Below are 13,837 nucleotides of genomic sequence, written 5' to 3'. Positions count from 1 at the left end.
TCGAATAAGAAGGCGTAAATACCAAAGCGGCAACTCGTCAACCCGGGTTGCCGTTCTTGTTTAGAAACTCAGCTTTTCACGTCGATACCGAGCCTGCTCTCAATCTCTTCGGTGGATTCTTTAACAAAGAAAGTCAGATCGGTGCTCAGCGTTACGATGCGGGTTCCTGTCCCATATGCGTTATAGGAAAGAACGTGGTTGAAATTCACGGCAACTCTTTCACCGCTGACATCAGTAAGCATGATCCACATAAGCCCCTCCTCCTGAAAATTGATTCCTTACAAGAGGATAGGCGCATATGTGCAAATGACAATGGAGCTTTACGGGGGGCTTTATAAGCCGACCTTCATGCGAACCTTTTCCACCCGACGACCAAAGCTCTCAGACCACTCTTCTTCTTGCCAGTAAACAGCGAAGCCAGCTTTTCTATAGAGCCCGATTGCCGGAAGATTATCAGCGTGCGTTCCGATTTCCGCTTCTGCGAAGCTCTCAAGAAGAATCTGCGCCATCAACGCATTGAGCAACAAGCCACCCAGCCCCTGGCCGTGATAGGCGGGATCGATCCAAAGATCGGAGATATAATTGGATTTGGGTATGCGTGCGCCCCAGCCGCACACCTGACCTTGTCGCTCAGCCACCAGAATTCCATCGGCATTCTCGTTGATATCGCACAGGAATTTGGTGTGTAGTGCAGCCCGGCTTTCATCCGTCACTTCAATGTGGTGACGAGCAGCAGTTTGCCATGCGCGAACCGCTAACTCAGCCATAAAAACAGTTTCGCCGGGCGTTTTGGCCCGGCGAATAAGAAGTTCAGATTTTACCACCATTTCTTAGGGGTAAAGCGTCCAGCTGCCTGTTCAATAGCGCCTGCAGCCTGAAACAACGTTTCTTCTTCGAATGGACGTCCGATAAGCTGCAAACCAAGCGGCAGCCCCTGATCGTTCAGACCCGCTGGAACTGAAATACCCGGCAGACCCGCCATATTGAGCGTAATTGTGAAAATGTCGTTGAGGTACATTTTGACCGGATCGTTCGCCAGTTCCTTGTCACCGATGCTGAATGCAGCAGAAGGCGTGACTGGCGTCAGGATTGCATGGACACCGCTCGCGAAGACGTTTTCAAAGTCCTTCTTGATCAGCGTACGTACCTTCTGCGCGCGCAGATAATAGGCATCGTAATAACCAGCCGATAGAACATAGGTGCCGGTCAGAATACGGCGCTTCACTTCCTTACCAAAGCCTGCAGCACGGCTCTGCTCATACAGGTCGGCAATGTCTTTACCCGGTACACGCAGACCATAACGCACGCCATCATAACGTGCGAGATTGGACGAGGCTTCCGCAGGGGCAACGATATAATAGGCAGCGAGCGCGTATTTGGTATGGGGCAGCGAAATATCGACGATTTCTGCACCAGCATCCTTGAGATACTGAACGCCCTTCTGCCAGAGCGCCTCAATCTCTTCCGGCATGCCGTCGGCACGGTATTCTTTCGGAATGCCGATCTTCATGCCCTTGAGTGACTTGCCAATGACTGCTTCATAATCAGGCACCGGCAGATCAACCGAAGTTGTGTCCTTAAGATCGAGCGAGGCCATGGATTTCAACAGGATCGCAGCATCGCGAACATCGCGTGCAATCGGACCAGCCTGATCGAGCGACGACGCATAAGCAACGACACCCCAGCGCGACACGCGGCCATAGGTCGGCTTGATACCAACTGTACCTGTGAAAGCAGCTGGCTGACGAATTGAACCGCCGGTGTCGGTTGCAGTGGCGCCCGCGCAAAGCTGCGCGGCAACAGCCGCTGCTGAGCCACCAGACGAACCACCTGGCACCAGATCGACATCGGAGCCGTTCGCGCGCCACGGATTCTTTACGGCACCATAATAGGAATTTTCATTCGACGAGCCCATGGCGAACTCATCCATATTGAGCTTACCAAGCATGACTGCACCGTCTGCCCAAAGATTGGCCGTGACGGTTGATTCATATTCAGGCTTAAAGCCATCGAGAATATGCGAGCAAGCCTGAGTATGGATACCCTTGGTCGCAAACAGATCTTTCACGCCAAGTGGAATGCCTTCAAGAGCGCCAGCTTTGCCTTCAGCAATGCGCGCATCCGAAGCTTTTGCCATTTCCCGCGCCTTTTCAGGCGTCACGGCAACATAGGCATTGATCGTCTCATTGGCGGAATCAATCGCCGCAATATAGGCTTCCGTCAGTTCGGTCGCGGTAATCGCCTTGGCCTTCAGCTTGTCGCGCGCCTCGGCAATGGTCAGTGCGGTCAGTTCGCTCATCATCAAATCCTGTAAAGTCACGCCTCAGCAAGGCGTTTTTCAAAAAAGGCGCTGTATTCGGATTCCGGATAATCCAGAACCACACCGCAGCGCGCAAAACCTGAATTCTCATAAAGCCGCCAGGCACCATCAAAACCGGCACCAGTGCCCGTTTCAAGGACCAGACGCGAAACACCTTTGGCTCTTGCCAGCTCAACAATCGCTTCGACAAGTAGCGAGCCTACGCGTTTTCCGCGGACTTCAGGTCGGGTGAACATGCGCTTCAATTCGCCCACACCGTCTTCGTGCATTTTTAATGCACCGCAACCGACAGCCCTACCGTCTTCATCGCGAGCCACGAAAACCGTTGTCGCAGGCTCTGCCATCTGCTCAACCGTCATCTTGAACTGAAATTCGAGCGGCGACAGCGGCAACATATGTGCGTTCAAGGCTTCAACCAGATCACGCACATCATCCTGCAACGGGGTCTCGATGGAAACCCGAACAGCCATGACTTACTCCACGACCTTTGGAACGACGAAGAAATTATCTTCCGTGACCGGCGCATTCGCAACGACAGCATCGGCAATATCACCGTCTGTTACTGCATCTTCACGCAAACGCATCTTCATCGGCGAGACCGATGTCATCGGCTCAATGCCATCAATATCGACTTCGTTCAACTGCTCGACAAAGCCCAGAATTGCATTGAGCTCCCCGGTCATGCGTTCAGCTTCATCTTCGCTGACAGCAATGCGCGCGAGATGCGCTACACGCTTGACGGTGGAAATATCGACGGACATCCTGTTCTCCGCAAATGCTTGATTAGGGCAGCATGAAGCTGCCCCGAAAAGGTTCTTTTACCGGCTATAACGGTGCAGGTGGGGAAGCGCAACATTTCTTGCGCTTCCATACGCAGTTAGAGCGCATCCCGAAAAGTGTGAAGCGGCTTTCGGACAAGATGCGCGTTATAGATAATCGCTAGAGCGCCTGTCTGATTCCATCAGATCGAAAGACGCTCTAGAAACTGTGAACAGTGCCGGGTTTGGCCACCAGAACATTCGTTTCCTTATGATCGGCCATCGCCGCAACGAACTTGTCGGCGGTCTTTTCTATGAATGGGAATGATCCGTAATGGCACGGCAACACGGTCCTGAAGTTGAAATAACGCTGGCAGGCAAGGGCTGCAACAGCACCACCCATGGTAAAGCGATCACCAACCGGCACGATGCCGATTTCTGGCTGATGTAGTTCGTTGATCAGCGCCATGTCGGAAAATATATCCGTATCACCCATATGATATAGTGTCGGAGCATTTTCAAAATGGAAAACCAGACCATTCGGATTGCCCATCGATTGTGTGATGCCGTCTTCTGTCATGAGCGCTGAAGAATGCAGCGCATTAACAAATGTCACGCTAAAGCCGTCGCGAACAATGGTGCCGCCGGTATTGCCCATGCTGAATTTTTCAAGGCCCTGGCGACCGAGCCAGCCGGTGATTTCAGGGTTTGCAATGACCGTTGCGCCATGCTCTTTGGCGATTTCGACAGTGTCGCCAATATGGTCGCCATGACCATGGGTTAGCGTAATATGCGTGACACCCTGCGTTGCTTCCTTAAAATCGATGCCTTTGGCGCCAGGGTTTCCATTGATGAATGGATCGATCAGAATGACCGCTTTGTCCGTTTCAACACGATAGGCTGCGTGGCCCAACCAGGTGATTTTCATTGCAGTACTCCTTGCGGCTCGATTTTCAGTTTTAAAACAGATATTACGCCAATGAAGTTTCAGGCAATATGACGCCTGATCAAATTGCCCTGATCAGAAAGCTATGAGGAACAATGGCCGTCGTTGAAATCGAAGACGTTTTGGAAATCCTGCAGCCCGGCCAAACCATTGCGGGGCTTGATCTTGGCACCAAAACCATCGGCCTTGCAGTTTCCGATCTTGGCCTGTCATTCGCCAACCCTCGCACTGTTATCAAACGCGCCAAATTCACAATCGATGCACAGGTGCTGCTCAAAGCCTTGCGAGCCGACAAGGTTGGCATCATCATTATCGGTCTGCCAATGAACATGGATGGCACTGCCGGACCACGCGTTCAGGCGACGCGTGCATTTGTCCGTACCATGCAGCCACTTACTGATCTACCATTCGTCTTCTGGGACGAACGGCTTTCGACAGTTGCTGCAGAACGCGCATTGATCGGCATGGATGTCTCGCGCGGCAAGCGGGCCGAACGCATTGATTCAGCAGCTGCTTCATTCATTCTGCAAGGCGCGCTGGATCGCTTGCACCTGCTTCGATCATCGAATCAAGACGATAGTGATTACGACGCCGGATAGAGCTGATCAAGAATCCTGTTGGCATTGTGGCGCGCGTCTAACATGCCATAGGTCGAGCGCCACTGCCCGCCGAGCCGGGTTTCAATGAAAGCATCTGCAATGTCATCTGCACCAAGGTTACGCAGTTCGGCGGCGGCAGCGGCATAGGCGAGCTGTTCTGTAAGAAGACGCGCGACACCCTGATCGGTCTCAGTCAGTTGCAATGCAGCCTGAAGTACATCAATTGTGCCCTGCCCACGCACGCCCAACTGTTCGCTGATCCAGTCTAGCACTTCATCAAAAAGTGCCGGTGCGCGCGACAGCACCCGCGCCACATCGAGCGCCATAACGTTGCCGGAACCTTCCCATATCGCGTTGACAGGGGCTTCACGATAGGCGCGGGCGAGATTGCCCTCCTCAATATAGCCATTCCCACCAAGGCATTCCATCGCTTCATAAAGCAGTGCTGGAGCGATCTTGCAGACCCAATATTTGACGACTGGTGTCATGCAGCGAGCGAAAGCGGCTTCCGCCCGGTCGCTTGCCGCCATGTCGAACGCACGGGCAAGGCGCATGGAAAGTGCAGTCGCACCCGCTACATCCAGCGCCATATCAGCGAGAACACGGCTCATCAGCGACTGTTCTATCAATGGTTTATCGAACACCACGCGATGACGCGCATGATGAACGGCTTCAGCCAGACCTGAACGCATCAAACCGGCAGAAGCAACCGCACAATCAAGACGGGTCAGCGTCACCATATCCATGATGGTTTTCACACCTTCGCCGGGATTTCCGACGAGATGGCCGATAGCACCGTCGAATTCGACTTCTGCGGAAGCGTTCGACTTATTGCCCAGCTTGTCTTTCAGACGCTGGAAGAAAAAGCCATTTCCGTCCGCTTCATTGGTCAAACGTGGCAACAGGAAGCAAGAAAGTCCTTCTTCCGCTTGGGCCAATACGAGAAACGCATCCGACATTGGAGCCGACATAAACCACTTGTGGCCGCTCAGCGTGTAAGTACCATCCTCATTGCGCTCTGCACGGGTCGTATTGGCACGCACATCTGTGCCGCCCTGCTTTTCGGTCATACCCATGCCGAGCGTGATACCCTGCTTGCTAAACGCAGGCTTTTGCGAGGAATCATATTTGCGCGACAGAATCTGCGGCGACCAATCCTTGTAAAGATCAGGCGAAGCCATCACAGCGGCAAGCGACGCGTTCGTCATCGTCAACGGACAAAGATGTCCCGCTTCAAGTTGCGCTGTCAGATAGAAACGCGCGGCACGTGCCTGATGACGGCGTCCGGTTTCAAGAGGATTCGCCTCCCATATCGAGCAATGCAGCCCCTGCGCAATCGAGCGGCGCATCAAGGCGTGGTAAGCTGGATGATATTCAACCAGATCGGCGCGTCGTCCCTGTCGGTCATGCGTACGAAGTTTCGGCAGCTCAGTATTTGCCAAGCGCGCAAGATCTTGCGCCTCCACTGACAAGACAAAACGTCCGGTATTCTCCAGATCGGTATGGAGTTCTTTCGGAAAACGTGCTGCGATTTGTATCAGAAGCGGGTCGCCCAGATATGCATTGGTGCCCGTCATGGACGGTGTCTGGTTGGTGACTTCGTGCGTTTTCACAGGCTTATCCGTTCGGCTTTGTTCAACTCAAAATCAGCTTGCGAGCCGATTGAGGCGCGCAGAGCTGACATTCTATGCGTTCTTGCATTGTAATTTACTAACATTTTCCGACAGCTCACCGCTTTATGCCCAAAGAATACAGGTTTTTCTTTGTGAATCCGCCAAAGCCATTATAACGGCGGTTGCGGTCCAGCTTTCGCAGCTCTATACGGATGACTTGCCATGACAAATCAAACGGTCTCACCGATTTTCCCTCATCGCCACCTGCTTGGCATCAAGGGGCTATCGCCCCTGGACATTAATTGTCTTCTCGATCTTGCGGATCAGGAAGTGGCTGTCTCCAGACAGTCCGAGAAGAAAAAGTCCGTGCTGCGCGGTCGCACCCAGATCAACCTCTTCTTTGAAGCATCGACGCGAACGCAATCATCGTTCGAACTCGCCGGAAAACGGCTGGGCGCGGACGTGATGAACATGTCGGTCGGCAACTCGTCGGTCAAGAAGGGCGAAACGCTCATCGACACCGCGATGACGCTGAACGCCATGCAGCCAGACATTCTCGTCATACGCCATGCGTCTGCCGGTGCTGCGGCGCTCCTTGCGCAAAAAGTCGGCTGTGCAGTCGTCAATGCTGGCGACGGTGCGCACGAGCACCCGACACAGGCGCTGCTCGACGCGCTGACGATCCGCCGCGCCAAGGGCGACATCGGAAACCTGATCGTTGCCATTTGCGGCGATGTGCTACACTCGCGCGTTGCGCGCTCCAACATTCTGCTTCTCAATGCGCTTGGCGCACGCGTTCGCGTCGTCGCCCCTTCGACCCTGCTACCTTCCGGCATCGCCGATATGAGTGTTGAAGTTTACAACACCATGGAAGAAGGCCTGAAAGACGCAGATGTCGTCATGATGCTGCGCCTTCAACGTGAGCGGATGGCAGGATCTTTCGTACCTTCGGTGCGCGAATACTTCCATTTCTATGGCCTCGACAACGAAAAGCTCAAATATGCAAAGCCTGACGCACTCGTCATGCATCCCGGTCCGATGAACCGCGGCGTAGAAATCGCCTCGAATGTTGCCGATGGTCCGCAAAGCATGATCCAGCAGCAGGTTGAGATGGGCGTCGCCGTTCGCATGGCGGTCATGGAAGCGCTGCTTGATCCCCGACGTAACCAGACGAGCGACGGAGAGCGAGCATGAGCACGACCTTATTTGAAAATGCCCGTATCGTTGACCCTTCGCGTGGACTGGACGAAAGCGGCAGCCTGCTCATCCAGGATGGCAAGATTGTTGCCAGCGGTGCCGATGTTCGCAATCAAGGCGCTCCGGAAGGCACAGAAATTATCGATCTCAACGGCATGGCGATCCTACCGGGTCTAGTCGATTCCCGTGTTTTCATTGGTGAACCCGGTGCCGAACATCGCGAAACCATTGCTTCCGCAAGCCGCGCGGCCGCAGCCGGCGGTGTCACCTCCATCATCATGATGCCTGATACCGATCCGGTCATCGATGATGTCGCACTTGTCGAATTCGTCAAGCGGACAGCGCGCGACACGGCCATCGTCAATGTCTATCCTGCGGCAGCCATCACCAAAGGGTTGCGTGGCGAGGAAATGACAGAGATCGGCCTGCTTCGTAATGCGGGAGCCGTGGCTTTCACCGAAGGACGACATACGATTGCCAACACGCAGTTGATGCGGCGTGCGCTGACCTATGCCCGCGACTTCGACGCGGTCATAGCCTGCGAAACCCGCGACACCTATCTCGGCGCAAATGGCGTGATGAATGAAGGTCTTTTCGCAAGCTGGCTCGGCCTGTCCGGCAGCCCACGTGAAGCTGAAGTCATCCCGCTCGAGCGCGATCTGCGCCTTGCTGCGCTGACCAGAAGCAGATATCACGCGGCCCAGATTTCCTGCGCCATGTCTGCCGATGCTTTGCGCCGCTCAAAAGAACTCGGCACGAAAGTCACCGCCGGTGTTTCTATCAATCATCTGTCGCTCAACGAAAACGATATTGGTGAATTCCGGACATTCTTTCGTCTTTCCCCACCTCTGCGCAGCGAGGAAGATCGCCTTGCGATGGTTGAAGCGGTCAAAAACGGTACGATTGATATCGTCGTTTCTGCCCATGACCCGCAGGATGTCGACACTAAGCGTCTTCCCTTCGCAGATGCAGAAGCCGGTGCGATTGGCCTGGAAACACTGCTCGCAGCGGCCCTTCGTCTCTACCACAATGACAGCATTCCTTTGCTGCGTCTTGCGGAAGTCCTTTCGACCGCGCCCGCACGTATTTTCGGCCTTGATGCCGGGACGCTCAAGCCCGGTGCAAAAGCTGACCTCGCCATTGTTGATCTCGACGAGCCTTGGGTCGTTCGCGAGCAGGATTTGCATTCGCGCTCGAAGAACAGCTGCTTTGAGGGCGCTCGCTTTCAGGGACGTGTGAACCGCACCGTAGTTGGCGGCAAAACGGTTTATTCGGCCTAACAAATTTGGGCAAGCCGTCTTGCTTTTGGGCGGCTTTTCTTCTCAATTAGAGTGGTTTCAGTGAAGGCTGAATCGTTGAAACCACTCTAATTCTTTGTTTTAACGCATTATCCAACGCAAAACCGCTTCGCACTTTTGCTGGAAATGCTTTAATTAGAGCGGTTCAGTGGAGGCTGAATCGTTGAAACTGCTCTAACTATTTGTTTTGACGTATTATCCTACACAAAGCCGCTTCGTACTTTTGCTCGAAACGCGATAATTTATATATGGAACATATGGGGAGTTTCATGGCCGAAGCAGGTCTGTTCAATTTGGTGTCGCTCGGCACGCTGGTTTTCGGTTACATTCTCGGTTCTATTCCTTTCGGGCTTATCCTGACCCGGTTTGCCGGACTTGGCGATGTGCGCTCCATCGGCTCCGGCAATATTGGCGCGACCAACGTCCTGCGCACCGGAAATAAGAAACTCGCTGCTGCAACGCTTCTTCTTGATGCATTTAAAGGCACAGTCGCTGTCCTGATTGCTTTGCGCTTTGGTGAATATGCTGCGATTGCAGCCGGGTTTGGTGCTTTTATCGGGCACCTCTTCCCTGTCTGGATCGGCTTCAAAGGCGGCAAGGGCGTTGCGACCTATCTGGGTATCCTGCTTGGGCTTGCCTGGCCCGGTGCGCTGGTATTCATCGCCGCCTGGATCATCACGGCCTTGCTCACCCGCTATTCGTCGCTTTCGGCTCTTGTCGCGACCCTTATTGTCCCAATAGCACTTTACGTGCGTGGAGATCTTGCGATTGCAGCATTATTTGCTGTCATGACAATTATCATCTTCATCAAACATCATGCCAACATTTCGCGGCTCCTAAGCGGCACCGAAAGCAAGATCGGTAAAAAGGGATGAAAGAGGGCGCGAATTCGAAGACTGGAATTCGCCTCTCCGACCGCCAGCGGATCAACTGGCTACGCCTTATCCGGACCGAAAACATCGGTCCGGTTGCTTTCCGCGACCTGATTCTCTTTTGTGGCTCCGCAGCCAACGCAATCGAACGATTGCCCGACCTCAATATTCGTGGCGGCGGCTCGCGGCCAGTGCGTGTTTCGTCCTTGGACGATGCCGAGCGTGAGCTTGAAGCCATTGAGAATATGGGAGCCCGCCTTGTTGGCATGGGCGAGCCCGACTATCCGCAACAATTAAAAAATTGCGAAGCACCGCCACCGCTGGTTATCATCAAGGGCGATGCGAATGTGTTTCGCAAACCACCCGTAGCAATCGTTGGGTCGCGCAATGCGTCTGTCGTTGGCGCACGTTTCACCGAAAAATTAGCACGCGATCTGGGCGATTCCGGTTTCGCTATCGTTTCAGGGCTGGCACGCGGCATCGATGCAGCCGCCCATAAGGCCAGCATGATGAGCGGCACCGTTGCCGTCCTGGCCGGTGGCCTCGACCGGCCCTACCCGCCCGAGAACTTACCGATCTATCGTGCGATTCCCGAAAATGGCGGTGCATTGATTACAGAAATGCCAATGGGTGCCGAGCCCCGCGCGCGGGATTTTCCGCGACGCAATCGAATTATCGCAGGACTGTCGTTGGGTCTGATTGTCATTGAAGCGGCCGAACGCTCCGGCTCGCTTATCAGCGCACGCATGGCGGGCGAAATGGGCCGTACCGTTTTTGCTGTGCCGGGCTCCCCCCTCGACCCACGTGCTCGCGGTACGAACGCCCTGCTCAAGCAAGGCGCAACACTCGTTACCAGCGCAGACGACGTTATCGAATCTCTTGCACCACTTATGCCCGATGGCAGCATTTTATCCGATTTGGAACTGGCTGATCTCTTAAACCAGCTTGATGAAGAACCGGCAGTGTTGCAGCCCATCACCACAGACATGGAGCGCGATCTGATGGTCGACGCACTTGGCCCTGTACCGATTGATGTGGACACTTTGGTCAGGCATGTCGGCATCAGCGCCGGTACCGCACAACTGATCTTGCTCGAGCTTGATCTTGCCGGGAGGCTGTTACGCTATCCCGGCAATCAGGTAGCTCTTATGCCGCAAGAGGAGCATTTATAAAGTCAGTCATATGTATAGCTATGTTGATTGTCTCGCGCTTCCTGCAATGCCATGTCCATCAGATAGGCCAAAAGATGACTATCGGTTGTCCTTGCCATCTTGACGAGTTCTTGCAACATTTCTTCGATATACGCCAATGTCTCACGGTGAGCTGTCTCCCGTTGAACCATTTATGCCCCCACGACGTTTCTGTTTCCATCACGTGAAAATCACCCTCCTGGTTCAAACCCATCGGATATACCCCACCTTAATACTACCATTGGTTTTATAACTAGTAACAGCAATCCTAAGTTGTATTTGACGAATTTTGTCGTCATGCTCTTGACCAAACGCAAACCGCTGTTCATGTGAAAGGCAACAATTTGAACGCGATGAATAGGCATTTTGCCTTAGAAGGTCGCGAATCTAGGCTGCTTTAATGAACGTTGTCGTTGTCGAATCGCCTGCCAAGGCCAAAACTATCAACAAATATCTCGGCTCGAACTATAAGGTTCTGGCCTCGTTTGGTCATGTGCGAGATCTACCAGCTAAGGACGGTTCCGTCCGCCCGGACGAAGACTTTGCCATGTCTTGGGAAGTGGACAGCAATTCCGCCAAGCGTCTGGCAGATATTGTTAAAGCGCTGAAGGACAGCGATGGCCTGTTTCTGGCAACTGACCCTGATCGCGAAGGGGAAGCCATTTCGTGGCACGTGCTGGAAGTTCTCAATCAAAAGAAAGCTCTTAAGGGCAAAACGGTAAAACGCGTTGCATTCAATGCAATCACCAAGAAGGCTGTCCTTGATGCTATCGCCAATCCGCGTGACATCGACGAGCCTCTGGTTGACGCCTATCTGGCTCGCCGTGCTCTCGATTATCTGGTCGGCTTTACCTTGTCGCCGGTCCTGTGGCGCAAGCTGCCAGGTGCGCGCTCGGCTGGCCGCGTTCAGTCAGTAGCACTTCGTCTGGTCTGTGATCGCGAGTCCGAGATCGAGCGCTTCATCCGTGAAGAATACTGGAACATTGCCGCACTTTTAAAAACACCACGCAATGATAACTTCACGGCACGCCTGACAGCTGTCGATGGCAAACGTCTTGGCAAGCTCGACATCAAGAATGAAGAGCAGGCAAGCGCGATCCGCACAATGCTTGAAGGCGCAAGCTTCAAGGCAGTCTCGGTCGAAGCAAAGCCAACCAAGCGTAACCCCGGACCTCCATTCACAACCTCGACCCTGCAGCAGGCAGCGTCAGGTCAGCTCGGTTTCTCCGCTTCGCGCACCATGCAGGTGGCGCAGCGCCTTTATGAAGGCGTAGACATTGGTGGTGAAACCACCGGTCTCATCACCTATATGCGTACCGACGGTGTGCAAATAGCACCCGAAGCGATCACTGCAGCACGTGACGCCATTGGCAAAAGTTTCGGGCCGAACTACGTGCCGGAAAAGCCACGTTATTATGCCAGCAAGGCAAAGAACGCTCAGGAAGCGCACGAAGCAATCCGCCCGACTGACTTCATGCGCCACCCCAAAGAAGTGCGCCGCTATCTCGATGAAGATCAGGCACGTCTTTATGAGCTGATCTGGAAGCGTGCTATCGCAAGTCAGATGCAGGCTGCCGACATCGAACGCACGACAGCAGACATCGAAGCCTTGAACGGCTCGAAGTCGGCAATGCTGCGCGCCAATGGTTCGGTCACGAAATTCGACGGCTTCCTTGCTGCATATACGGATCATCGCGAGGAAGAGGACGAGGATGAAGACAGCGCAAAACTGCCGGAAATCCGCTCTGGTGAAACGATTGCGCGCGAAAAGATCGATGCCACGCAGCACTCCACAGAACCACCACCGCGCTATTCAGAAGCCTCTCTCATCAAGAAGATGGAAGAGCTCGGCATTGGCCGCCCTTCAACCTATGCGGCGACACTCGCCACCTTGCGTGATCGCGAATATATCACCATTGACAAGCGCAAGCTGACGCCAGACCCGAAAGGCCGTCTGGTAACATCGTTCCTTGAAAGCTTCTTCAAGCGCTATGTCGAATATGATTTCACGGCTGATCTGGAAGAAAAGCTTGATCTGATTTCCGATGGCAAGCTGTCGTGGAAGGACGTTCTGCGCGATTTCTGGCGTGATTTCTCGGGCTCTGTCGACGACATCAAGGAACTGCGTGTTACCAATGTTCTCGATGCGCTCAATGAAGAACTGGCACCGCTTGCTTTCCCGGATCGCGGTGATGGCAGCGATCCACGCACCTGCCCGACTTGCGGAACTGGTCAGCTCTCGCTGAAGCTCGGCAAGTATGGCGCATTTGTCGGCTGCTCCAATTATCCCGAATGCAAGTTCACCCGTCAGCTTGGAGGCGAGGGCAATGGGGATGCGGCAGCTTCTGACGAGCCAAAGTCGCTCGGCAAAGATCCTTTCACCGGCGAAGAAATCACTGCCCGCACCGGACGCTTCGGACCTTATATCCAGCGCGGCGAAGGCAAAGAAGCCAAGCGCGCAAGCCTGCCAAAAGGTTGGTCGGTCGATACGCTTGATCATGAAAAGGCGATTGCCCTTCTGTCGCTGCCACGCGATGTCGGACAGCACCCTGAAACCGGCAAAATGATTTCAGCCGGCATTGGACGCTATGGTCCTTATGTCAGCCATGACGGTACGTTCGCGAACCTCGAAAATGCTGACGAAGTTTTCTCGGTCGGCCTTAACCGTGCGGTTGCTGTGCTTGCCGACAAACAGTCCAAGGGCGCTGGTCGCGGGCGTTCCACACCTGCAGCGCTTGCTACGCTTGGCGATCATCCTGATGGCGGCTCAATCACCGTCCGTGATGGCCGCTATGGTCCGTATGTCAACTGGGGCAAAGTCAATGCGACTCTGCCAAAGGGCAAAGACCCGGCAAGTGTGACGCTTGAAGAAGCGCTCGCCCTGATTACGGAAAAAGCTGGCAGCACGAAACCCAAAAAGGCTCCGGCACGTAAAGCCGCCAGCAAGTCAGCGACTGCTGAAAAGAAGACAACAACGAAAAAGACCGCCGCAAAGAAGCCTGCTGCTAAATCAAAAAGCAAGGCGAAAGCGGCAGAGGAGTAAG

The 13,837-nt window shown here is 54.0% G+C and carries 14 protein-coding genes; 6 read left to right on the top strand and 8 right to left on the bottom strand.

Features of this window, described 5'->3' with window-relative positions; all coding sequences use genetic code 11:
* Positions 1 to 68: 68 nt before the first annotated feature.
* The 6 genes from QBD00_RS07640 to QBD00_RS07615 all read right to left on the bottom strand — a co-directional run bounded on the left by QBD00_RS07640 (position 69) and on the right by QBD00_RS07615 (position 4,006).
* Entirely contained in the window at positions 69 to 251 is a 183-nt protein-coding gene (locus QBD00_RS07640) for a hypothetical protein (RefSeq protein WP_024900242.1), read from the bottom strand.
* A gap of 81 nt (positions 252 to 332) precedes the next feature.
* A complete protein-coding gene (locus QBD00_RS07635; protein WP_235901797.1) occupies positions 333 to 767 on the bottom strand; it encodes a GNAT family N-acetyltransferase in 435 nt (144 codons plus the stop codon).
* A gap of 50 nt (positions 768 to 817) precedes the next feature.
* Positions 818 to 2,299: an Asp-tRNA(Asn)/Glu-tRNA(Gln) amidotransferase subunit GatA gene (gatA, locus tag QBD00_RS07630; RefSeq protein WP_151092811.1), complete on the bottom strand. Its 1,482-nt coding sequence runs from the start codon at positions 2,297 to 2,299 to the stop codon at positions 818 to 820.
* A gap of 17 nt (positions 2,300 to 2,316) precedes the next feature.
* Positions 2,317 to 2,790: a GNAT family N-acetyltransferase gene (locus QBD00_RS07625; RefSeq protein ID WP_318579088.1), complete on the bottom strand. Its 474-nt coding sequence runs from the start codon at positions 2,788 to 2,790 to the stop codon at positions 2,317 to 2,319.
* Between the two features lie 3 nt (positions 2,791 to 2,793).
* Complete coding sequence (gene gatC / locus QBD00_RS07620; RefSeq protein ID WP_151092807.1) at positions 2,794 to 3,081, bottom strand: Asp-tRNA(Asn)/Glu-tRNA(Gln) amidotransferase subunit GatC; 288 nt, start codon at positions 3,079 to 3,081, stop codon at positions 2,794 to 2,796.
* Positions 3,082 to 3,298: 217 nt separating this feature from the next.
* A complete protein-coding gene (locus QBD00_RS07615) occupies positions 3,299 to 4,006 on the bottom strand; it encodes a metal-dependent hydrolase (RefSeq protein WP_318579087.1) in 708 nt (235 codons plus the stop codon).
* A 113-nt stretch (positions 4,007 to 4,119) separates the two neighbouring features.
* On the opposite strand from QBD00_RS07615, the gene ruvX reads away from it, so the two are divergent.
* Positions 4,120 to 4,623, top strand: coding sequence for a Holliday junction resolvase RuvX (gene ruvX / locus QBD00_RS07610; RefSeq protein ID WP_318579086.1), 504 nt, complete (start codon positions 4,120 to 4,122; stop codon positions 4,621 to 4,623).
* Here the strand turns inward: ruvX and QBD00_RS07605 are convergent.
* Entirely contained in the window at positions 4,608 to 6,236 is a 1,629-nt protein-coding gene (locus QBD00_RS07605) for an acyl-CoA dehydrogenase family protein (RefSeq protein ID WP_318579085.1), read from the bottom strand. The two genes, ruvX and QBD00_RS07605, sit on opposite strands and share 16 nt — an antisense overlap.
* Positions 6,237 to 6,458: 222 nt before the next feature.
* Here QBD00_RS07605 and QBD00_RS07600 point away from each other — a divergent pair, with 222 nt between their 5' ends.
* The 4 genes from QBD00_RS07600 (at position 6,459) to dprA (ending at position 10,775) form a co-directional block, all read left to right on the top strand.
* Positions 6,459 to 7,430 (top strand): aspartate carbamoyltransferase catalytic subunit, encoded by a 972-nt coding sequence (locus QBD00_RS07600; protein ID WP_191793125.1) that lies wholly within the window; start codon positions 6,459 to 6,461, stop codon positions 7,428 to 7,430.
* A complete protein-coding gene (locus QBD00_RS07595) occupies positions 7,427 to 8,713 on the top strand; it encodes a dihydroorotase (RefSeq protein ID WP_318579084.1) in 1,287 nt (428 codons plus the stop codon). The genes QBD00_RS07600 and QBD00_RS07595 overlap by 4 nt, the downstream gene beginning before the upstream one ends.
* A gap of 287 nt (positions 8,714 to 9,000) precedes the next feature.
* Entirely contained in the window at positions 9,001 to 9,606 is a 606-nt protein-coding gene (gene plsY / locus QBD00_RS07590) for a glycerol-3-phosphate 1-O-acyltransferase PlsY (protein WP_151092795.1), read from the top strand.
* Complete coding sequence (dprA, locus tag QBD00_RS07585) at positions 9,603 to 10,775, top strand: DNA-processing protein DprA (RefSeq protein ID WP_318579083.1); 1,173 nt, start codon at positions 9,603 to 9,605, stop codon at positions 10,773 to 10,775. The genes plsY and dprA overlap by 4 nt, the downstream gene beginning before the upstream one ends.
* 2 nt (positions 10,776 to 10,777) lie before the next feature.
* Here dprA and QBD00_RS07580 read toward each other — a convergent pair whose 3' ends face one another.
* The gene (locus QBD00_RS07580; RefSeq protein ID WP_191793122.1) at positions 10,778 to 10,945 is read right to left on the bottom strand and encodes a hypothetical protein; all 168 of its coding nucleotides are present in this window, start codon (positions 10,943 to 10,945) and stop codon (positions 10,778 to 10,780) included.
* Positions 10,946 to 11,193: 248 nt separating this feature from the next.
* Here QBD00_RS07580 and topA point away from each other — a divergent pair, with 248 nt between their 5' ends.
* Positions 11,194 to 13,836, top strand: coding sequence for a type I DNA topoisomerase (gene topA / locus QBD00_RS07575; protein WP_151092791.1), 2,643 nt, complete (start codon positions 11,194 to 11,196; stop codon positions 13,834 to 13,836).
* Position 13,837: the final 1 nt, after the last annotated feature.

This window comes from Ochrobactrum sp. AN78, assembly GCF_029909885.1.
Taxonomy (GTDB): domain Bacteria; phylum Pseudomonadota; class Alphaproteobacteria; order Rhizobiales; family Rhizobiaceae; genus Brucella; species Brucella quorumnocens.
Note: the sequence above shows the minus strand (reverse complement) of the source record. Positions and strands in the feature narration are given on the sequence as shown.

Excerpts from the sequence above, each read along its gene's own strand:
- QBD00_RS07640 (WP_024900242.1), bottom strand. The coding sequence starts at position 251 with ATGTGGATCATGCTTACTGATGTCAGCGGTGAAAGAGTTGCCGTGAAT.
- QBD00_RS07635 (WP_235901797.1), bottom strand. The coding sequence starts at position 767 with ATGGCTGAGTTAGCGGTTCGCGCATGGCAAACTGCTGCTCGTCACCAC.
- gatA (WP_151092811.1), bottom strand. The coding sequence starts at position 2,299 with ATGAGCGAACTGACCGCACTGACCATTGCCGAGGCGCGCGACAAGCTG.
- QBD00_RS07625 (WP_318579088.1), bottom strand. The coding sequence starts at position 2,790 with ATGGCTGTTCGGGTTTCCATCGAGACCCCGTTGCAGGATGATGTGCGT.
- gatC (WP_151092807.1), bottom strand. The coding sequence starts at position 3,081 with ATGTCCGTCGATATTTCCACCGTCAAGCGTGTAGCGCATCTCGCGCGC.
- QBD00_RS07615 (WP_318579087.1), bottom strand. The coding sequence starts at position 4,006 with ATGAAAATCACCTGGTTGGGCCACGCAGCCTATCGTGTTGAAACGGAC.
- ruvX (WP_318579086.1), top strand. The coding sequence starts at position 4,120 with ATGGCCGTCGTTGAAATCGAAGACGTTTTGGAAATCCTGCAGCCCGGC.
- QBD00_RS07600 (WP_191793125.1), top strand. The coding sequence starts at position 6,459 with ATGACAAATCAAACGGTCTCACCGATTTTCCCTCATCGCCACCTGCTT.
- QBD00_RS07595 (WP_318579084.1), top strand. The coding sequence starts at position 7,427 with ATGAGCACGACCTTATTTGAAAATGCCCGTATCGTTGACCCTTCGCGT.
- plsY (WP_151092795.1), top strand. The coding sequence starts at position 9,001 with ATGGCCGAAGCAGGTCTGTTCAATTTGGTGTCGCTCGGCACGCTGGTT.
- dprA (WP_318579083.1), top strand. The coding sequence starts at position 9,603 with ATGAAAGAGGGCGCGAATTCGAAGACTGGAATTCGCCTCTCCGACCGC.
- QBD00_RS07580 (WP_191793122.1), bottom strand. The coding sequence starts at position 10,945 with ATGGTTCAACGGGAGACAGCTCACCGTGAGACATTGGCGTATATCGAA.
- topA (WP_151092791.1), top strand. The coding sequence starts at position 11,194 with ATGAACGTTGTCGTTGTCGAATCGCCTGCCAAGGCCAAAACTATCAAC.